Here is a 22102-nt window from a genome sequence, read left to right as displayed (position 1 = left end):
AAGTTCTTAAGTTTTTGAATTTTTAAGTTTAGCTTGCAAAACGAAAAGACTTAAGGACTTACAAACTCAAGAACTAAAGGACTAGGCATTTATATGATTTCTATAGAAGGTTTGAAAGTGGAATTCGGAGTAACTCCATTGTTCAAAGATGTATCGTTTGTTATCAACAAGAAAGACCGCATTGCCCTGGTAGGCAAGAACGGTGCCGGCAAGTCTACCTTATTGAAAATACTTGCCGGCATGCAACGTCCCACCGAAGGCACAGTAGCGGTACAGCGCGGAGTTACCATCGGTTATCTGCCCCAGGTTATGGTGCTGAGCGATACACGTACGGTACGTGCCGAAGCAGAAATGGCATTCGAACATATCTTCGAAATGAAAAAACACCTGGAACAGATGAACCAGGAACTTTCAGACCGTACCGATTATGACTCGCCAGACTATCACGGACTGATAGACCGTTTTACACACGAAAACGAACGTTTTCAAATGATGGGAGGCAATAATTACCAGGCTGAGCTGGAACGCACCTTGGTGGGCTTGGGCTTTGCCCGTTCTGATTTCGACCGTCCTACCAGTGAGTTCAGCGGAGGATGGCGTATGCGCATCGAGCTTGCCAAACTGCTTTTGCGCCATCCAGACGTGCTTCTGCTTGACGAGCCTACCAATCATCTTGACATCGAGAGCATTCAGTGGCTGGAAGGATTCTTGAAAATGGAACCGGGAGCCGTAGTACTGGTCAGCCATGACCGGGCTTTCATCAACAATGTCACCAATCGCACTATCGAAATATCGTGCGGACATATCTATGATTATCGGGTACCTTACGACCAGTTCGTTGTCCTCCGCAAAGAACGACGTGAACAGCAACTCCGTGCCTACGAAAACCAACAGAAAGAAATAAAAGACACTGAAGACTTCATTAAACGTTTCCGTTATAAGGCGACTAAGGCAGTACAGGTGCAGAGCCGCATCAAGCAACTCGAAAAAATCGTACCTGTCGAAGTGGACGAAGAAGACAACTCATCCTTACACCTCAAGTTCCCACCCGCCATCCGCTCGGGCAATTATCCCGTGATATGCGAAAACCTGAAGAAAGCGTACGGTTCCCATGTGGTATTCCACGATGTGAACCTTACCATCCATCGAGGTGAAAAAATAGCATTCGTGGGCAAGAACGGCGAAGGAAAATCCACACTCGTCAAGTGCATCATGGACGAAATACCCTATGAAGGAAAACTCACCATCGGACACAACGTGCAAATCGGCTATTTTGCCCAAAACCAGGCACAACTACTTGACGAGAACCTGACCGTATTCGATACCATCGACCGCGTGGCAAAAGGAGACATACGCCTGAAGATACGCGATATCCTGGGCGCATTTATGTTCGGAGGCGAAGCTTCCGACAAAAAAGTAAAAGTGCTTTCGGGAGGAGAAAGAAGCCGGTTGGCAATGATACGCCTCTTGCTCGAACCGGTCAACCTGCTTATTCTCGACGAACCTACCAACCACCTTGATATGCGCTCGAAAGATGTACTCAAAGAAGCCATACGCGAATTCGACGGCACTGTGATAGTCGTTTCGCACGACCGTGAGTTTCTCGATGGACTGGTGACCAAAGTCTACGAATTCGGCGGAGGACTGGTGAAAGAACACATCGGCGGCATATACGATTTCTTACAGAAGAAAAAAATAGAAAATCTGAATGAACTTCATCTCTCCGCATCTACAGCCGAAGGTGTAAAGAAAAAGGAAGAAAAAGATCCTCCCAGTGAAGGCAAACTTTCTTACGAAGCCCAACGAGAACAAACACGCAAGATACGCAAGCTGGAAAAACAGGTAGCAGAACTGGAAACATCTATCGAAAAAATGGAACAGCAGGTGTCGGCACTCGAAAACCGTATGGCAACACCCGAAGGTGCAGCCGACATGTCACTCTACCAGGAACATCAGAAACTGAAAGAGCAGATAGCCGCAGCGGAGACCGAATGGGAAACCATTTCACTTGAACTGGAAGAACTGAAATAAATTCTCAACCTACACTTGACAGGGAAAATACCCCTATAATTCTTTTACTCGTAATGATAAAGACAAAACTAAGTTTTTAAACAAAATAGCAATATGAAAACAAAACATTATGTAGCAGTAGCCGCTTTTGCCACACTGGCAATGGCCGGCTGCACCGGACAAAAGAATGCCACGAACACTTCGGGCATTGATTTGGCGAATATGGACACTACCGTATCCGCCGGTACCGATTTCTTCCGTTATGCCTGCGGAGGATGGAACGACGCACACCCGCTAACCGCTGAATATTCACGCTACGGCACATTCGACCAACTGGCAGAAAACAATCAGAAGCAGCTGCGCGGGCTGATTGAAGAACTTGCAGCCAAACAAAACGAACCTGGAACCGCCGCACAGAAAATCGGTGACCTTTATAATATGGCAATGGACAGTGTGACACTGAACAAGCAAGGATGCGAACCAGTGAAACCTATGCTTGAAAAAATAGCCGCACTTACTGACAAAAGCCAGGTCATCCCGATGGCAGTCGAGATGCGACGTACAGCAGGTATAGGCACTTTCTTCAGCTACTACGTTTATGCCGATCCCAAAAACAGTGTGCTGAACATCTTCCAGATGGGACAAGGCGGCATCAACTTGGGCGAAAAAGAATATTACCTCGACAATGACAGCATCACCCAAAACATCCGCGAGCAATATAAAAAATACATTGCAAAACTTTTCACCCTTGCCGGATTTACTGAAACCGATGCACAACAGAAGGTGGCAGACGTAATGGAAATAGAAACTGCCATTGCCAAAGTATCGAAAAGTGCAACCGAACTGCGTGACCCCGAAGCCAATTACCACAAAATGACATATGCCGAACTCAAGAAGCAGATTTCCGGCATTGACTGGGATGCCTTTATGAAGGCTTTGGGTATCGAAGCACCTGCCGAACTGAACGTAGAACAAATAGAACCCATTCAGGAAGTAGCGAAGCTCATCAATACCCTGCCGCTCTCCAAAAGCATTTCATACTTGGAATACAACCTGCTTGACGCTGCAGCTCCCACATTGAGTGATGATTTCGTGACTGCACGCTTCGACTTCTATGGTAAAGTGATGTCCGGACGACAAGCCAATCAACCACGCTGGAAACGTGCCGTTAATAGCGTCGATGGTTTATTGGGTGAATTGGTAGGCGAAATGTATGTCGAAAAATATTTCCCCGCTGCAGCCAAGGAACGTATGGTCAACCTCGTAAAAAACCTGCAAACAGCACTGGGACAGCGCATCGATGCACAAGAATGGATGAGCGACAGCACCAAAATGCGTGCCCATGAAAAACTGGATGCTTTCCGCGTGAAAGTGGGTTATCCCGACAAGTGGAAAGACTATTCAGCACTTGAAATCCAGAAAGACTCGTATTGGGCAAACGTATGCCGTGCTGCTGCCTGGGGCTTCAACGACATGATATCCCGTTTGGGAAAACCAGTCGACCGCGATGAATGGCTGATGACACCGCAAACCGTCAATGCTTACTACAATCCCTCTACTAACGAAATCTGCTTCCCGGCAGCAATCCTTCAACCACCATTCTTTAACATGGAAGCCGATGATGCTGCCAACTACGGTGCTATCGGCGTAGTAATCGGACACGAAATGACTCACGGATTCGATGATCAGGGACGTCAGTTCGACAAGGAAGGCAATCTGAAAGACTGGTGGGCAGCAGGAGATGCCGACCGCTTCAAAGAACGTGCACAAGTAATGGTGGACTTCTTCAACAACATCGAAGTACTTCCGGGATTATACGGAAACGGCCAGCTCACCTTGGGTGAAAACCTTGCCGACCACGGAGGTTTGAACATCGCATACCTGGCATTCCAAAACGCCACAAAAGATGCCCCGTTGGAAGATAAAAACGGCTTTACACCTGCACAACGTTTCTTCATTGCCTATGCTACGTTATGGGCAGGAAACATCCGCGACGAACAGATTCGTGTATATACCAAGAGCGATCCTCACTCGTTGGGCGAATGGCGTGTAAACGGTGCCCTGCCTCATATTCAGGCTTGGTATGATGCTTTCAACATCACTCCGAACGATCCACTTTACGTAGCTCCGGAAAAACGCGTGAACATTTGGTAAAGAATCCATATATGGCGATGAATAATATAAAAACAAGCAGATTCTTCAGTATTGGTTCTTCAGACTGATCCGTCATAAGAACATTCCATCTGCAACAACCTTCATCGCACAATAAAAAACTCCCTATCATTATTCAGAATACGGATAATGATAGGGAGCTTTTTATTTGATTTAATTTCCTGTTTAAGGGGGTCACTCAGCCTCAAAAAGAGCATAAAAAAAAGAGTTACATCATCTGTAACTCTCTAATTATCATGTGGTGCCAACGGGAATCGAACCAGTGACACAAGGATTTTCAGTCCTTTGCTCTACCAACTGAGCTATGGCACCAACTTGGTCTTGCAACCGTTATTTTCCTGATTGCGGTGCAAAGGTAAGTCTTTTTTTCTTTCACAACAAATTTTCGGCAAAAAATTTTTTCTTCAACTAGAAAAATACTTCAAAATATACCTTAAACGACAGATTCTAAGAAACTGTCTATGCTTCCCGCGGTACTAATTGAGCATTTTGTATATGACACATGGTAGAGGGCATATCGCATCCGCCCCTACATGGGATATTGGCAGATATCCGTTAAAATAAATCATCGGCAAAGAAAGAACCTATTACATTAATATGTACTTTTGCATCGGAACAAATAAAGCCAGACGGATTTATGAAAAAAGCGACGTTATATCGATATTGGGGTACATACTTCGCCGTAGCACTCGGTTGCCAGCTGACATTCGGTAAATGCCAGATAGCATTCTTCGCCTTCCCTGTAAATGCCGCCCTCCTGCTATTGGGGGTGACAAGCCTGTGGATTCTTCACAAAGAAAAACCTCAGTCGGCTGGCTATCTGGTTTTATCAGCACCTGCCACCACATTCTTGTTATTGGGGATAACCTTTGTTTCATGCCTGCTGATGGGCCTCGGTACGTTACTGACCCCCGATTCATGGTGGACGGTATTCACCCTCATTGCCTTACTTGCCCACCTGCTCATCGTCATTTACCGGGGCATGTGCAGAAAACGGGCACACAAGCTGCGCTTTGCCTTGACCCACATCGGACTGCTACTTGCATTAGGAGGTGGAATGGCGGGAAGTGCCGACACACATGAATGGAGGATACTGGTCACCAAAGACCAACCGACCCGGCAAGCATTCGACAGACACGGAAAAAGCATCTTGCTGAAAGATTCCATGCAGTTGCAGACATTCGATATAGCCTATCATCCCGATGGAACCCCACAAAGCTACAACGCCCAAGTAATCATAGGAGACAAAAGTGCTACCTTGAAAGTAAATCACCCTTACACACTTTCGTGGACGGACAATCTTTACCTGACAGATTACGAACACGTACCGGCAAACGAACAACCACATTATTGCGTGTTGCAACTGGTGAAAGAGCCTTGGAAGTATGCTTTATGGACAGGAATCTGGATGCTGATAGCTGGTTGTGTACTCTTATTTACACAAGGGATACCTGCCCTGCCAAAGAAAGGAGGTGATGAAACATGCTGACATGGGACGAATTTATCGGATTTGCCCTTAGTGCAACACTGCTATGGGTGGGAGGTGCCTTCGCGGCATTCCGTAGCACGGAATTCAGCAAGAAAGCTTTCGCCTTGACCTGTACCGGACTGTGTATCTATGCAGCCTTCATTATTTGCTTTTGGATTTCGTTGCAACGTCCGCCGCTCCGTACCCAAGGAGAAACCCGATTGTGGTATTCTTTCTTCCTGATGCTATGCGGCTTGCTTACCTACCGACGTTGGCACTACAGGTGGATACTTCCCCTTTCCACCCTACTCACCCTTGTATTCGTCATCATGAATCTGATGAACCCCGAACAGCACGACCGCTCACTGATGCCTGCCTTGCAAAGTTACTGGTTCGTGCCCCACGTAACAGTCTACATCTTTGCCTATGCCGTGTTCGGCTGTGCCTTCCTGCTTGCCCTGGCAGGTGTGATAAAACATACCGGCCGCTATCAACCCACCATCGACCGCCTGACATGTATCGGGCTGGCCTTCCTGACCTTCGGCATGCTAAGCGGTGCCCTATGGGCAAAAGAAGCATGGGGATATTTCTGGAGTTGGGACCCGAAAGAAACATGGGCCGCCGTCACATGGAGCATCTATCTGCTTTACCTTCACCTCCGTCTCTATGGCAAGCCCCGGCACCAGAAGTGGAACGTCCTGTTATTGGCAACCGGCTTCCTGTGCATGCAGATGTGTTGGTATGGTGTCAACTACCTGCCCTCGGCACAAAACAGTATGCACGTATATACTTGACAAAAGCATAACAGATTGCCAGCTGTGTCCCGTGAATAACAAAATAGTTAGCCTATAGGAAACAACCCATAAATATAAAAACTCAATAACATAAAAAAACGACATGAAAAAAAGTTCAATCATTGTTTTAACCGTGGTGGCGGTAATAGCCCTGCTCGCCGTCATCTACCGAGCTGTAAACAATGCTCCGTCTGCCAGTTTAACGGCAAACGAGCAAGTGGTTCAAGTGTTGACAGACGGCGGATGCGCCTCCTGCCATTCAATGGCACCGGATTTGCCTTTCTATGCCCACTTCCCTGTCATCAAAGGAATGATAAACAAGCATGTGCAAGAAGGTTATGCCACATTCGACATCCTGCCTTTCATGCGCACCATGAAAGACGAATCGGTACCCAATGAAGTAGACCTCAACAAAGTAGAGCAATGCATCATCGACGGTTCCATGCCGATGAAAGAGTATTACCTCGTACATTGGGGCTCGTCCATCACCCCTGAAAAGCGCGACCGGATGCTGGCAGCTATCAAAAGCATCCGTGCCAGGTATTTCCACAACCCGCTGGCAGCACCCGAATTTGTCAACGAACCCGTACGTCCTCTGCCCGACAGCATCGCTTATCATCCGCAAAAGGCAGCTTTAGGCAAACTGCTCTATCACGACACACGGCTCTCTGCCGATGGAACCGTTTCGTGTGCTACCTGTCACAGCCTGAACACCGCCGGAGTAGACAACAAACGCTACTCGGAAGGTATCAAAGGACAGCTGGGCGGAGTAAATGCCCCGACGGTATATAATGCCTGCTTCAATTTCGCACAGTTCTGGGACGGACGTGCTGAGACATTGGCAGAACAAGCCGGAGGACCTCCCTTGAACCCCGTAGAAATGGGATGCCAGTCATTCGATGAAATCGTAGCACGACTTTCCGAAGACAAAGCGTTCGTAAAAGACTTCATAAAGGTTTATCCCGAAGGGCTGAGCCAAGCCACCATCACTGACGCCATCAGCGAATTCGAAAAAACGCTGGTAACACCCAATTCGGCTTTCGACCGCTATCTGAAAGGTGAAAAGTCTGCCATGACCGACGAACAGATAGCAGGCTATAACCTGTTCAAGCAATATAGCTGCGCCACATGCCATGCCGGTGCCAGCATGGGTGGGCTGAGTTATGAACTGATGGGACAACGCGCCAACTACTTTGAAGACCGGGAACTGACCCAAAAGTCGGGACTGACAGATGGAGACAACGGACGATGGGCACAAACCAAGGTAGAACGAGACCGATACCGCTTCAAGACACCAACCTTGCGCAACGTGGCACTGACCTATCCGTATTACCACGACGGAAGTGTAGAAACACTTAACCAGGCAATTACCATGATGGCAAAATACCAGGTAGGACAAGAACTATCGCCCGAAGAAGCACAAAAAATAGAAGTTTTCCTCAATGCACTGACCGGTGAATACGAAGGCAAGACATTGACCAACAGCAACATGAACAAGTAATTATAATTAATTTGTGCATTTTAATGACACACAGATAACGCAGACAGACATTTTTATGCTATCCGGGTAATCTGTGTGTCATGATGCATCAAAAAAAATACACCACGCAAAAAAAGAATTATGGAACAACCTCAACTCAACGGACATAACAAGACGGAATATCCGCCCATGCACACGTGCGAACACATCGTAAACCGTACCATGGTCAACCTCTTCGGATGCGGCCGAGCCGTATCGGCGCACATTGAACGCAAGAAAAGCAAACTCGACTTTGCCCTGCCACAAGCCCCGACCGATGAAGAAATAACCCACATCGAAACAACCGTAAACGAAGTCATAGCCCGGCACCTGCCCATCACTACCGAATTCATCACCCAGCAAGAAGCCAGGGAACGATTCGACCTGAAACGCCTGCCCGAAGGAGCTTCGGACACCGTACGCATTGTGAAAGTGGGCGATTACGATGAATGCCTTTGCATCGGACTGCACGTAGCCAACACATCCGAAATAGGTATGTTCAAAATCATCAGCCACGACTATAAAGACGGCATCTTCCGGATGCGTTTCAAACTTCTGTAATATGGCAAAAAAACGTAAAAAACAAGCAGGAGGAGGACTGAAAGGCTTTATCCTGCTGGCAGCAATCATTATCGGAGCTCTTTACCTCTACCAGAACGATGGAAAAATATTCAGCTCCGAAACAATCAGAACACTGACGGATAAAGCAAGTGTCACTGAAAACACAAATGCCAAAGCGCCAGATGGCAGATACTCCTTACAACTGGAGATACCGAAAACCATCCGCCAGCGAGACGAAACCATCATCACCCATACCGGATATACCGTGTCTTACAACCATCATTATAAAACCCCCAACTGGGTGGCATGGGAACTTACGCGCCAGGAAACGACGGGAGAAGAAGGACGCACCAATCAGTTCCTGCCCGACCCCAGTCTGCCTGAACCTCGCGTGGAGACCTCCGACTACACCCATTCGGGCTACGACCGCGGACACATGGCCCCGGCAGCCGACATGAAATGGAGCAAACAGGCAATGAAAGAATCGTTCTACATGAGCAACATCTGCCCGCAAAACCGCAAACTAAACCGCGATGACTGGGGCGACCTGGAAGAGAGTTGCCGCAAATGGGCAAAGAAATACGGCACCGTATACATCGCCTGCGGTCCCATCTACGACACTTCTTCACCCAAACGAATCGGAAAGCACCAGGTGGCTGTACCCGACCGTTTCTTTAAAGTCGTGCTCATCTACAACCGAAAAAACCCCATTGCCATGGGCTTCCTGTTCGAAAACAAAGCACATCACCAGAATCTGAAGAACTACATGGTCAAGGTAGACCAGGTAGAAGAAGAAACCGGACTGGATTTCTTTTCCAAAGTGCCCGACGAAGTGGAGAACCGCATTGAAAGCATCGTGCCCGAAGGCATTGCCTTCTAACGGCATTTTGCTTTCACCACAGATTGCACAGAAAATAAGTGACAATGCTGCATGCTGCCAGTAAGCAGGGTTGAAAAACGAAGATATCTTCGAAAGCAGTTTCATATATACTGAAACTGCAAACGAATATATACTTCATCGGCAAATGAAGTATATATTCGTTTCTTAACAAGTATCTACCGGTACTTTGCGGAACTCCCTTTACATCATTTTCCGCCAGATACAACTCTTTACACCGATTTATTATTCAGACTGGCTTTTCTCTGCCAATGTCTTGCACAACAAATCGTGGTCGCGCAAATCGTTACGTAAACGGTACGATCCGTCTTTATCCACCAATACGTAAGAAGGAATGCCGTCTATCTTGAACTTTTTGGCGAGATACTCCCACTGCTTATCGTTCAGGCGGAAATGCTTGCCTTTGATATCAGGAATCATGGTCTTGTATTTAACAATGGGCGATGTCTCGTTGGCAATGTAAATCCATACCAAGTCATCGCTCTTCAGCTCCGTATCTTTCAGCGGCTCGGTATCCTTGATAGCCGCACGGCAGGGACCGCACCACGTATTCCAAAAATCCACCAACACCACCTTGCCCTTATAGGGAGATACAATGGCATCGAACAACTTCTCAACCGGTACATCGGGAGTCCGCTCAACAACCGCCTTATCCTTTACAGCTTCTAATTGGGCTAACGTCTCTTGCTGCATCGCTCTCAATGCATCCGCATAAAACGGATTGTCTTCCGCACCGAATACTTTCATATCGGCTTCGGTCAACGTCCCAGCCTGTGCTTTCCCGACAAGCGGAATAAACTTCCGTAACGAAGGTACCAGTCCGGTCTGAATGCCGGCAGCTTTTATCCAAGCTTCATCCGCATACGCCACACTACCGATATAATCAGAGCTTCGTGCCCCCATTAACAGTTGCAGGTCGTTTATATCGAATAACTTGGTAAGCCCTAAGATGCTTTCAGGCTTCATCGGGTCGATTCCTTTCACGGGATTCCGCCTGTCCCAGTCGTTATGCAAGTAGCGGTAATTGAACTCACGTCCCCAGTCTCCATCCATCATAGCCACAACTGCTTCGCCTTTCAAGGACAACAGCATCCATTCTTTCATCAAAGATGGCAGGCTATCCGACGCAATGCTATCCGACAACTCCTTATACCGATTTACCACATACGTTTCATACGCTTCCGCACTCATCTTGTAATCCCCAAACTTGCCGCTATACAGATTCATTGACCATGCGGGCCAATCCGTCCGGCTATTAACCAGGTTATTAAGATTGGCATACGTGCCATCTGCATACAATGTCCGGAACGACTGTATTTCCGAACCTTTTCGACTGGCAACGATACGTTGGCCACTGAACCGCTGGTCTATATACACCGTGACATGTTCGCCGGGAGCAAGCAATACCGAACCAGCCATCGGGAACAAAGCCTCAGCCAGACCATATTGGCTAAATTTGAATGTCACTACTCCGGTTACCGAATCAATGGCTGCCGTATATTCCTCTTGCCCGCCTGTCAAAGTGTTGACATACATAGCCTGTTCCTTTCCCAATTCTTTCCGGTGATGAAGCAAATGGACTTCAACCGTCGTTTCCCCACTCTTAAAGACAGGTGCAGGCATGGTTGCATTCCCGTCTATCTGCAAAGCTTCGGCAGGAATGCCTTCAGGAGTATCATAACTCTTCTTCCCGGTAAGGTCTATGCCGAACAGCTTAAAGCAGTCGGCACAATCCGACTCGATGAAGTCGAAAGACTTTGTCCGTTTGGGCAACGGCTGGAAAGAAAGCACAAACGAAGCCTCTCCCGACTCAGGCATCCAGAAGAGCGAATCGGGTGTAATACCTTGTGCATCAGTCAAAGCATAGTTTTTACCTTCTGCCCGCAGATAAGTTTTCGAATCGATGCGAATCCAATAATGCGGCCGGAAATACGCATCCACATGCAACACCGTAGCGGTGTCGGTCAGTTCTACTTTCGCGATATCAAGTGTCATGCTGTTGGCACTCTCAATCAGTGGGTTCTCTACGACTTTAGGTCCTGTCTGGCAAGCCGCCAGCATCAAGGCTGATAAAGCCGATGCAACAAATGTACTGTTTTTCATAAGCTGTTTTTATTGAATAATGTAACAAATATACGCATAAAATCGGTTATTCCCGCTTGATGACTTCAGCAGGATTCATTTTCGCAACTTTATAACCGATTAGCCACACGGTAAGGAAAATGACTCCAGCCGTAATCACCAACGGTATCATGAAATGTGAAACGGAGATGGGAGCATAATAACGGAAATGCTCCAGCCACGGTAGCATGCAAGCATACACCAAAGGCACGGCTATCAGGAAGGCAATTGCCACCCCCGCTACATACGAGCAAGATAATATCCATTGTATTTGTCCCAAAGAAGCTCCATGTATCTTCCGCAAGGCAATTTCACGTTGACGCAGACGGACGGTATAACGCACCAAACTGAACAAACCAGAAAAAGTCAGCAACAAACTGATTGCCGCATACAAAGACAGGATATCCGTCAACATCACGACATCCCGATTGGCTTCTTCCAATATACCTCCTATATCTTGATATACAAACGTCCGGTCGGGATAAACCTCTTCCCATTTCCGTCTCAACTGTTTCAAGACTTCCGCTTTCCTGCCCTCCTCTACCCTTACCGAAAGTGTTTGCACATCGGCAGACGATACATCGTTCAGGCTGATAAACAACGGCCAAACCGATTCGGATAACGACCTTTTCCTGAAATCACGCACTACCCCTACGATAGTCCGGTTATCGAACAACGGTTCATCGGGAAGGTATTTGGACACCTGTTCACCAATCGGATTGATGCCATCAGGAACAAACTTCTTCACAAATGTTTCGTTCACCACAACGGGATAGGCGGTAGCAGGAAGCAAACGAGCGGTCTGTTCCGAGTCTATCAGTTCCAGCCGATAAAAGTCCAAAAAGTCTTTCCGGCACGAAACCATATCTATCCAAACAATGTCTTCCGGATTTCCCGATTTTCCGATAATGGCCATTGATTCTTCAAAAAGCCCTGTTTCGGACAAGGTCACCTCCTTTACTCCTTGCCAATGCCTTGCTTCTTCCATCCACGCAGAAACAGGAGGTCCCCAATCCTTTTCTACATACACATCAATTACTCCCTCAAACCGCAGGTTGTCTTTCTTTATCAGTTCCAACTGGCTATGGATAATCAAAAACACACTGAATAAAACCAAGGTCACGACAAACTGTCCTCCCTGAAAGCAAGACACCAGCAAACGTCTTATCTTACCCTGATAGAACCAACGATACTCGCTTTCGGTAAGCGACTGCAACTTCCGGCTGATGAAAAAGGCAGGAATCCCCGCAAGGACAATACCTCCCAACAACAACCAAGGCAATACTTGATAAGACAGTATGTACCCCATCGTCAACTCGACATCCATCAACCGGTTGAACAAAGGCAACAGGTCATTCATCAGCAAAAAAGAACAAATGAACGCCAGCCCAATCATCAGGCACGTATCTAAAAACAACTGGCGATAAATGTCTTTCCGCGACGCACCGGCAAAAACCTCAATATGCAACATACGCATCCGGTCCAACAAACGGGTAAGCCCTAAATTGAGGTAATTGAAACAAGCGACTAACAATACAAGCAATGCCACGACTCCTCCAATAACCAGAATGACAAGCGAACGATGCCGCAAAACAAGGTCCTGCACACTGGTATCAAAATAAGACTCGTGTAAAGTTTGTGTATCCAAATGACCTTTACCCAATACCGTAGGAAGAAGAGTTTCCGCAAACTTCTGCCGGAATTTATCCAAGTCCGTCCCTTCACGCAATTTGATGAAACAAGCTTCTCCGTCATCAGAACCTGCCGACAGACTCAAAGCACCTACAGACAATAAAGCCTGCGCCGGATTGCGGAACACCACTTTCACAACCATCGGACGAACATCTCCGTCAACAGTCATGGCAAGGGATTCTCCCAAGCAATCCGATGAGCCAAATATCCGCAACGCCGTCTTTTCTTCCAAAGCAATCGCATCCGGTTGTACTTGTACTTCTTGCCAACTGCCTTGCACCGCCTTCAAAGGAAAGAAGTCAAGAAACGTTGAATCTGCCAGCATAAACCGTTCTATTGAAAACGTCTCATCCCGATATACAACCGAAACTTTACTACGTTTCGACACACGGGTAGAAGTTTCTATTTCGGGAAAAGCAGACACGATTTGCGGCACATCCGGTCCATATATAAAAGTAGTCGCTGCCTGCTCTCCCATTGACACCTGTTGAGTCAGGCGTAAGATACGTTCTCCGTCAGGAATCACTTTATCGGCACGATACTCATGCAATACAAAAGCTCCCAACAAAGAAACGCACAAGATGCCAATGACCAAACTGCCCCATGCTACCACAGTAAACAACTTGTTGCGCCACCAGCCTCGTACAATCAACCGCAATAACTGATAATAAGACATAAGAATCAACTAATCAATTGAACTCAAATTCCTGCAGATTAACACAAACTTTCACCCATATTCAAATTCTGCGAAAATCTGCGTTAATCTGCGTTTTTAACCAACATATACCATCATAACGCCACTTCCGTCACCACCTGACCGTCGAACAGACGGATAATACGTCCGGCATAACCGGCATCGTGTTGCGAGTGGGTCACCATCACGATGGTGGTGCCTTCCTTGTTCAAGTCGGTCAACAGGCTCATCACTTCCTTTCCGTTCTTCGAATCCAGGTTACCGGTCGGCTCGTCGGCAAGTATCATCTTCGGATTGGAAACTACCGCACGGGCTATCGCCACACGCTGCTGCTGCCCTCCTGAAAGCTGTTGCGGGAAATGTTTCGAACGGTGGGCTATCGCCATCCTTTCCATAGCTTCCTCCACCTTCCGCTTACGTTCGGAAGCCGGAACACCCATGTAAAGCAAAGGCAATTCGATGTTCTCGTACACATTCAGTTCATCTATCAAGTTGAAACTCTGAAATACAAAACCGATGATTCCCTTGCGAATGGACGTGCGCTGCGCTTCGGTGTACTTCGACACTTCCTTCCCGTTCAAGTAATACTCACCTCCCGTAGGATTGTCGAGCAACCCCAAGATGTTCAGCAACGTAGACTTGCCGCATCCCGAAGGACCCATAATGGCTACAAACTCGCCTTCTTTCACTTCAATACTCACATTGTTCAATGCCCAGGTCTCCACCTCGTCGGTGCGGAAAACCTTTTGTAAATTGTTTGTCTTTATCATATTCTTTCTATTTTTTTGTTGACAAAGTGACAAGGTTTTTAGATAGCTTTGGTATTCTAAACCTTGTCAACTTGTTTCCTTGTTACCTTGTCAACTTTTTCCCTTATTACCTATAATTATTTTCTCAACCTGATCCCTTTGATTTGCCACGAATCGGCCCCATCGCCTTCCGTAAAATCGAAGGTACGGGTGCCTGCCGGAAGTGGGGCGAAATATAGCGTAAACGTTACCTCTCCGCTTTCGGGCATAAAGAACCGCTCACCCAAGGGAAAACCTTCCGAACGGAGTACCGGACACGATGTCCCGTCATCTGCCACCAAATGGGTTTCCTTGCTCAACCGAATCCAATACTTGGGGATATAATAAGCATGTATGCGGACAATGGTTGCGGTATCAGTCCGTTCCACTTGCGTTATCTGCAAGGCATCGGTATTCGAACTTCCATACACAGGGTAGTCTACCGTCGGATTGCCTTCGTGTGTGCCGTAGACCGTTTGAGGCCGCGGATGCATCCACCGGCGGAGCTGCACCTTCAACAAACCCGGACCATATCCTGTCCAACTCTTCAAGATGTGTCCGTCGGGAGCTATCAGCACGAAATGCGGAATACCGTTCACTCCATAACGGGCAGAAATACCGTTCCGCCCTTGCAGGTCGTTCCAGTTATTCCATGCCAACGGATGGTCTTTTACCGAAGCTCTCCATCCTTTTTCAGTCTCTATACTCAAGCTGACCACTTCCAAGCTATCTTTATGCAGCTCGCTGATTTCTTTCAATTCCGGTTGCGACTGGATGCAGGGACCGCATCCCCTGCTCCAGAAATCGAGCAGGATATATTTCCCACGGAACTCACTCAAATGATGCACCTTGCCTTGCAGGTCATACAAATCTCCATCAACCGCCATTTCCCCGTCTTTCACCACTACCGGCGGATAGAGTGCCGTATAGACAGACTTTCCTTCATCGGTATTCTTCCATTCATCCGGCAAACTTTCGTAAAGTGCTTTCACCTCATCCCGATGCAAGAACTTTTTATCATACTTCAGCGACATCCCTAATCCGTTCAAGCTGTTCATCCATACCTTATTTACCACCGTCTGCTTCATCAGACGGATATTGTTCGCCATGACACACCGTTGCAAGCTGTCTTGCTCATCTTGCATCTGTTTTAACTTAGCGATTATCGACTCCCGTTGCTCTCCCGAAGCGTTTTGCAAAGTCAGGCTCAAAGTGACAGCTTCCATCGTAGATTGTTGAAAAGCATCCAGTTCCTTTTTAGACGCTTCAATCAACTGCTGTTGAAACTGCTGACATTCCGCTCCCCCTTCCACACTCCACGTGCGGAGTAATGCATTCTCACCTTTCACTTTCAAATGCGTATCCGGCCCGATCCACAAGCTAAGCCAGACAGGAGGCAGTTTTCCATAGTCTTTTGCCATCACGTCGTACTCTTCCACTTCATTGCTTGTAGTCATGCCTTCGAAGAAAAAGCGACCGTTCCGCAATGTATCTACCGCTACTTCCGTACCTACTCCTCCTTCGTCTTTATACAACCCCAACACAGTTCCTTCGTCTACCCCCGACAAAGTACCTTCAATTGTAAATCTTCCTTGCGCCTGTGCCGCCAATGTTCCGGCAAGCATACAGGCTAACATCAGTTTTCTCATGTTCGTTATTATTTTAATTAAATATTTTCAGTTGACAAGTTGACAAGGTTTTTAGATAGCTTTGGTACTCTAAACCTAGTTTCCTTGTCACCTAGTTTCATTCCTTCTTTATCATTTCTGCCGGATTAATGCGGGCAATGCGCACAATGCGAGACACAACCGTAAAGGCTGTGACCGCAGCCACAAACAGAAACACAGTTACCCAAAACCAAACTCCGTAGCGGAAAAAAATGCGATACATCTGTTCCCAATACTCCATAAATCCATAAAGCAGCGGAAAAGCCAACAAAGCCGTCGCCCCACCTATCCCGATGTAAGTACGGGCAAAAAGCCACATAATCTGCCCCACGCTTGCCCCATGCACCTTGCGGATGGCGACCTCTTTACTGCGGCTTTCCGTATCAATGGTAATAGCTGCGTAAACACCTAAAAGCGTAAGGGTCACGCATACCACTGCGAGAAAGAAGATGATGCCTTTCAGTGCATTTTCTATCCCCTGTTTCGCCTCGATGTCATCCTGAAAAGTAGAGATACGCGGCTCTACCGTATGGGGTAAGGCTTGATGCAACAATCCGTCAACCTGCGTGCGCACTTCATCTGCCTTTCCGGCATAGCACTTCAGGTAACAATGCCCCACATACTGACGGAAATCCACCAGCTGGAAAACATACCCTTTCTCAGCAAACGTTCCTCCGTAGGCATTGGTCACAAAAGGACTGCTTATCCCTGCTACTTTATATCCCTCGTCGTAATATCCATAAAGTGTAGCACCCAAAGGCTCCATCCGGTGCTTCGTGCGCAATTCCTGCCCGAAAACCTGATCGATTACCAGTTCATTCTCTGTATTGGGAACCTTGCCTTGCAAGACAGGAATGTGCATGAACCGGAAAAAGTTATGAGGCACACTAAGAATATTGACCGGAGTTTCCTCCTTATCGCGCCGGGAATCCGGCTGGATATAGAACACATTGCCGGAGGCACCCTGTGTATAATCAACGTCTGACAACAGGCAATCTTCCACCCCCGCACATTGTTTCATGCGCTCTATCAAGGCAAGCTTTTCCGCCTGCTTCATAAACGGGTAATCCAAGGGGATGCTCAATATCCTGCTTTTCTCCTGACGGGTCAACGTACCGAAGAGTGCCGATGTGGTTTTATCTGCCTGCAGATAGAGTGCGAAAGACAAGGTGACAAATATCCAGCAAATGAAATACTGGATGGCAAGCATGATGTTGCGCACCCGATGCTTGCCCCGTCCGATACTTATGCCGCGGATGCCTGTCTGGATATTTATCCGACGTGTACGTGCCACAGTAAACAGGCATACGCCCAAGCTGCCTGCCAGCACCAACAACAGATATTGGGCACACTGGTATTGCAATACCGGACCATCAATGCTAAGTTCGAACTCCATCATGTCGATGTGCAATACGGGTGCCAACAACTCTATCAAGACAAAGACCAACAGGAAAGCTATCAGCACCGTCAGTGCCGCCTGAACAAATAATTGCCCCAACAGATGTGCGCTGCCTCCCCCGAATACGCGCCGGAGACTGTACTCGCCGCTACGCGCCAGAAAAGTCCCCACTTGGAAATAAAAGAAATTGAGCAACCCCACCAAAAGCACCAGACTCCCGATAATGCCGGCAATCCACACGATATACATCGTACCACCGTACTTCCAATAGGCATAACCTAAAGGACGGACATGCACATCGAACTCCCTGCCGAACATCTGCAAACCCAATCCCTTGGTGCGAAGGTCTGCTTCCAGTTTCTTCCGGCTATCTTTCCCTCCTTTCAGCAATACATAACCCATACCTCCCGTCACGTCCTTTCCCTTCCATTGCAGCCTCCCATCGCTATCATTCAACACCAGCATGGCGAGAGGCTGCATATACGTAAAACTATTATTGGAAGGAATGTCTGCCATCACCGCCTGCACGGTATAGCCGATGCCACTGTTCGCACCCGCAAAGGCGAACCTCGACGTGGTGCACAAACGCTTTCCGATGGCATCCTGCAAGCGGTTTCCATAGATACGCCGCGCCAAGGTTTCCGACAAGATGACCGCATTGGGCGTATGCACGGCAGCTTGCCACGAACCCGCCAGCACATCCACACCGAATACTTGACGGAAACACGTATCTACTTCCATACATAGCATCGGGTCGAACGGCAACATCTCGTCGGGCTTCACTTCTATCTCAAACGAACGATAGCCTGGATACCCCAGGTATGTAAAGGCTTCTGCTTCCATCCCGTTCAGGATACGCAACTTATCTATCAGTTCCGGAGGCACTCCAGCCAAATCTTTCGCTCCTTGGGGTTCCTTCATCGCAATCTCGCCAATACGCTCTTTCTGAGGGAAGCATTGGTCGGTTGCCCACATCAGCCGACATACATACAGGCAAATGCTGAAGCACAACAAACATACCGCCAGCCCCACGATGCAAATCGCGCTCTGCGTCTTATACTTCCACAGGTTACGCCAAGCAATTTTCAAGTAATGCTGTATCATATTTTTTTAGTTTCAGTTGACAAGGTGACGAGTTGACAAGTTGACAAGGCTTTTAGATAGCTTTGGTATTCTAAACCTCGTTATCTTGTCAACTCGTTTCCTCGTTACCTTAAAAATCAATTCATTTCCTTTATTACTTCCGCCGGATTCTGCCGCACGGCTTCCCATACGCGCGAGCCGATGCTCAGGCAAACCACCAACGCCATACCTATATAAATAAGGAGGAAAAGCCATACGCTGATTTCGGTCTGCTCGACATACTGCTCCAGCCAATGCTTCATCAGTATGTAGCCGATGAGGAAAGCCACAAGAGCCGCCGATGTCAACAACAGAAAGTATTCCTTCACAAAAATAAGCAATATATCGCTTACCGTAGCTCCGTTTATCTTGCGGACTGCTATTTCTTTCCGCCGCTGCCGGCAAGCAAGTGTCACCAACGAGTAAATGCCAAACAAGGAAACTACCATGCACACCACAGATACGAAGACCAGCAATTTCAGCAACAAATATTCCGATTGAAGATACCGGTCGTATGCTTCTTCAATATCGGTTAAACGATACCTTACATCGGGATAGTCTTCTGCCATCATCCGGTCAACATACGCTTGCAATTCCTCTCCCTTTCCTTCGTGATATCTTACCGCCAGACAATCTCCACTATAAACCACTCGGATCCCATCGATTTCCGCTTCATGGGCTTCTCCCGTAAGAGCTATCGGATTGACCGGAACGGTAGGAGCCGTTGTATGAAAATCTTTCACAATTCCTGTTACCGTACACCATTTATTTGTCATATGTACAGACTTTCCCACTATCTTGTGTATGCCCAATGCTCTCACTGCACTTTCATTGAGTACTATTTCATTAGCACCCGCTTTCGGATAATCACCTTCCTGCAATTTCAAGCCATAAAAACGCATGAAAGTTTCGCCTTCGGGGATAAATTCTATATTTACCGAAGCATCCGAATCCTGTTTCCCTTCCCAATCATCTATTGAAGAAGCCATACGCATCTGGGCATGAAACAATCCCAAATGACCCTTCAATAAAACTTGCGTATATGACAACTGCCCTACACGCTTGGCTATTTGCTCAAAATCATCTTGCGGATACATATAATCGAACACAGCCAGATTTTTCCGTTCCCAACCTATATCGGCATGACGCAAATGAATGACTTGCTTGAGCAACACGCTTACACAACATATAAACAGCATGCTGACCAGCAATTGGAAAAAGACACTTGCCTTGCGGAATACGTCCAACCTGCGGATATATCCCCGTTCCCTGTAACGGATGAACGGGAACAAACATAAAGCCGAAACCAACAATATCCCCATAAAATAAGCCAACGAAGAAGCGTTAACGCCTCCAGTCACTCCCGATACATTCCGAAAAAGAGGAAGAAGAAGTTCGATTAACACCATTCCGACCAATCCGGCAAATACGATTACCAGCAAATATTCGGTCATGAACAACAGAAACAATCGCATACGGGAAGAACCGCACGCCTTACGAAGTTCTATTTCACGCTCACGCATCCGCATACGGCTCACGAACAACATCAGGTAATTGAACAACGAACTCAGAATGACCAGCAACCCTACCCCGGCAAACAACACCAGATAATTGAAGCGGATAGTACGTTCTTCATTGAACGAAGCATAATGATACCTACTCAAAGGGATGAAACGGCACCCTTCCAAGACGGCTTTCCCTTGCTTCTCCGTAAGCCGCCCTACATAACGGTCGAACTTCTGTTGGAATGCTTCCAGACTTACCCCCTCACGCAATTTTATGACAACCATACAAACGTTGTATGCACACTGGTCGTGCCAAACAGGGTCTATATGATTGTACCAATACGAAAACGGGAAACTGGTATGCTCACCCGATCCCTCCACAACGGCACATACCGAAAGCTCCATCCGCTCATTCAGCTTTACTTTTCTGCCCAGTACATCTGTAGAACCGAACAATTGCATGGCGCACTCTTCGGTCAAGGCTATCTTGTCTTTTACCGACAGGAAATCGTAATTTCCTTTCAATACCGAAAGCCCGAACAGGTTCATAAAACAGGAGTCTGCCTGCAAATCGCCTCCTTCTATCTTACGCCCATTTTCTCCAACCAATATTCCTTTTGCTCCCCAAGAAAACGCACACGTAGCCTCTACATCCGGCATATCGCGCTTCAGCCAAGTTGATACAGGATAAGGCAGGCCAATGCTATATCCCGATTTACTCAATATATCTTTCTTATAAACCAGATACATCCGGTCCGCCCCTTCGTAGGACGAATCATACGTCGTTTCGTAATGTATCCACAAAGCGGACAGGGCGAAGCAGACAAAGCCTACCGCCAGCCCCACGATGCAAATCGCGCTCTGCGTCTTATACTTCCACAGGTTACGCCAAGCAATTTTCAAGTAATGTATAATCATCATTCTTAATTCTTAATTTAATCACTCCGCCTTCATCACATCCGCCGGATTGATACGGGCTGCCTTGTTTACTTGCCACCAAAGTGTGCCCAAAGAAATCACTGCAACCAACAGCAAGGCAACGATGAATATCCACGGACTTAGCGGAGCCTTCAATACAAAATCTTCGGTATATTTGTAAAGTATCACCCAAGCTAATGGAACAGCTACAACAAACGATACCAGCGGCAGAGTCAACCAGCGAGTGCAACATTACGAAATATTTTTGAAAAAGACCTCAGCCGGAGTCGAGAAATTGAGTTTTTCTCTCGGTCTGGCATTAATTTTCTTCCTGATCTTGGTTATTTTTCCTTCTGTAACCGTACTGATGTCGGTTCCTTTCGGGATATATTGCCGTATCAGCTTGTTGCCGTTTTCTATGGCTCCTTTCTGCCATGCGCAATAGGAATCGGCAAAATACACGGGCACGTTGAGCTTCTTGGTTATCCATTCATGCTCGGCGAACTCACTGCCGTTGTCCGTGGTGATGGACTTCAAGGCCTCTCCCTTGTATGGCAGCAGCAACCTCCACACGGTTCTTGCCACAGGCTTCGCTTTCTTCCCGTGCTTGAGCCTTTCCATCAACAGGAAGTTCGTGCTCCTTTCCGTCAGCGTGAGGATGGCGTTGCTGTCCTTGTCCACGATGAGGTCCATCTCCCAGTCCCCGAAACGTTTGCCGTCGGCTTCCGCCGGACGCTCGTGTATGCTCACACGGTTACGGATGTTCGTGGCCTT

The 22102-nt window shown here is 47.4% G+C and carries 15 protein-coding genes and 1 tRNA gene; 7 read left to right on the top strand and 9 right to left on the bottom strand.

The features are described from left to right. The first annotated feature begins 93 nt into the window (after window positions 1-93). Together B5F25_RS13690 and B5F25_RS13685 are read left to right on the top strand one after the other, a co-directional pair. Window positions 94-2031: an ABC-F family ATP-binding cassette domain-containing protein gene (locus tag B5F25_RS13690; RefSeq protein ID WP_087250178.1), complete on the top strand. Its 1938-nt coding sequence runs from the start codon at window positions 94-96 to the stop codon at window positions 2029-2031. A 93-nt stretch (window positions 2032-2124) separates the two neighbouring features. Further along, on the top strand, window positions 2125-4164 hold the full coding sequence (locus tag B5F25_RS13685) for a M13 family metallopeptidase (RefSeq protein WP_087250176.1): 2040 nt from the start codon (window positions 2125-2127) through the stop codon (window positions 4162-4164). A 257-nt stretch (window positions 4165-4421) separates the two neighbouring features. Here B5F25_RS13685 and B5F25_RS13680 read toward each other — a convergent pair. After that, window positions 4422-4494: transfer RNA gene (locus tag B5F25_RS13680), tRNA-Phe, on the bottom strand. Between the two features lie 325 nt (window positions 4495-4819). On the opposite strand from B5F25_RS13680, the gene B5F25_RS13675 reads away from it, so the two are divergent. The 5 genes from B5F25_RS13675 to B5F25_RS13655 all read left to right on the top strand — a co-directional run bounded on the left by B5F25_RS13675 (window position 4820) and on the right by B5F25_RS13655 (window position 9404). Next, on the top strand, window positions 4820-5671 hold the full coding sequence (locus B5F25_RS13675) for a cytochrome c biogenesis protein ResB (RefSeq protein ID WP_087250174.1): 852 nt from the start codon (window positions 4820-4822) through the stop codon (window positions 5669-5671). Further along, window positions 5665-6444: a cytochrome c biogenesis protein CcsA gene (gene ccsA, locus B5F25_RS13670; protein ID WP_087210062.1), complete on the top strand. Its 780-nt coding sequence runs from the start codon at window positions 5665-5667 to the stop codon at window positions 6442-6444. The genes B5F25_RS13675 and ccsA overlap by 7 nt, the downstream gene beginning before the upstream one ends. 103 nt (window positions 6445-6547) lie before the next feature. Beyond that, window positions 6548-7945 (top strand): cytochrome c peroxidase, encoded by a 1398-nt coding sequence (locus B5F25_RS13665; protein ID WP_087250172.1) that lies wholly within the window; start codon window positions 6548-6550, stop codon window positions 7943-7945. A gap of 120 nt (window positions 7946-8065) precedes the next feature. Continuing rightward, entirely contained in the window at window positions 8066-8524 is a 459-nt protein-coding gene (locus B5F25_RS13660) for a hypothetical protein (RefSeq protein ID WP_087250170.1), read from the top strand. Window position 8525: 1 nt separating this feature from the next. Further along, window positions 8526-9404, top strand: a complete 879-nt coding sequence (locus B5F25_RS13655) for a DNA/RNA non-specific endonuclease (protein ID WP_087250168.1) — start codon at window positions 8526-8528, stop codon at window positions 9402-9404. A gap of 243 nt (window positions 9405-9647) precedes the next feature. Here the strand turns inward: B5F25_RS13655 and B5F25_RS13650 are convergent, their stop codons facing one another. The 8 genes from B5F25_RS13650 to B5F25_RS13615 all read right to left on the bottom strand — a co-directional run. Beyond that, window positions 9648-11525, bottom strand: a complete 1878-nt coding sequence (locus B5F25_RS13650) for a TlpA disulfide reductase family protein (protein WP_087250166.1) — start codon at window positions 11523-11525, stop codon at window positions 9648-9650. 46 nt (window positions 11526-11571) lie between these two features. Beyond that, the gene (locus B5F25_RS13645) at window positions 11572-13911 is read right to left on the bottom strand and encodes an FtsX-like permease family protein (RefSeq protein ID WP_087250164.1); all 2340 of its coding nucleotides are present in this window, start codon (window positions 13909-13911) and stop codon (window positions 11572-11574) included. Window positions 13912-14024: 113 nt separating this feature from the next. Then, window positions 14025-14699, bottom strand: a complete 675-nt coding sequence (locus B5F25_RS13640; protein WP_087210077.1) for an ABC transporter ATP-binding protein — start codon at window positions 14697-14699, stop codon at window positions 14025-14027. Window positions 14700-14815: 116 nt separating this feature from the next. Next, window positions 14816-16366, bottom strand: a complete 1551-nt coding sequence (locus B5F25_RS13635) for a TlpA disulfide reductase family protein (RefSeq protein ID WP_087250162.1) — start codon at window positions 16364-16366, stop codon at window positions 14816-14818. 97 nt (window positions 16367-16463) lie between these two features. Beyond that, entirely contained in the window at window positions 16464-18887 is a 2424-nt protein-coding gene (locus B5F25_RS13630) for an ABC transporter permease (RefSeq protein WP_087250161.1), read from the bottom strand. A gap of 116 nt (window positions 18888-19003) precedes the next feature. Beyond that, the gene (locus B5F25_RS13625; protein ID WP_087250159.1) at window positions 19004-21331 is read right to left on the bottom strand and encodes an ABC transporter permease; all 2328 of its coding nucleotides are present in this window, start codon (window positions 21329-21331) and stop codon (window positions 19004-19006) included. 18 nt (window positions 21332-21349) lie between these two features. Beyond that, window positions 21350-21565, bottom strand: a complete 216-nt coding sequence (locus B5F25_RS21840; RefSeq protein ID WP_087250157.1) for an FtsX-like permease family protein — start codon at window positions 21563-21565, stop codon at window positions 21350-21352. A 15-nt stretch (window positions 21566-21580) separates the two neighbouring features. Continuing rightward, a partial coding sequence (locus tag B5F25_RS13615) for an IS30 family transposase (protein ID WP_140406946.1) occupies window positions 21581-22102 on the bottom strand: 522 nt, incomplete at its 5' end.

Origin of the sequence: Bacteroides sp. An19, from assembly GCF_002160215.1 — a bacterium.
GTDB lineage: Bacteria > Bacteroidota > Bacteroidia > Bacteroidales > Bacteroidaceae > Phocaeicola > Phocaeicola intestinalis.
This window is presented reverse-complemented; position numbering and strand designations above follow the sequence as displayed.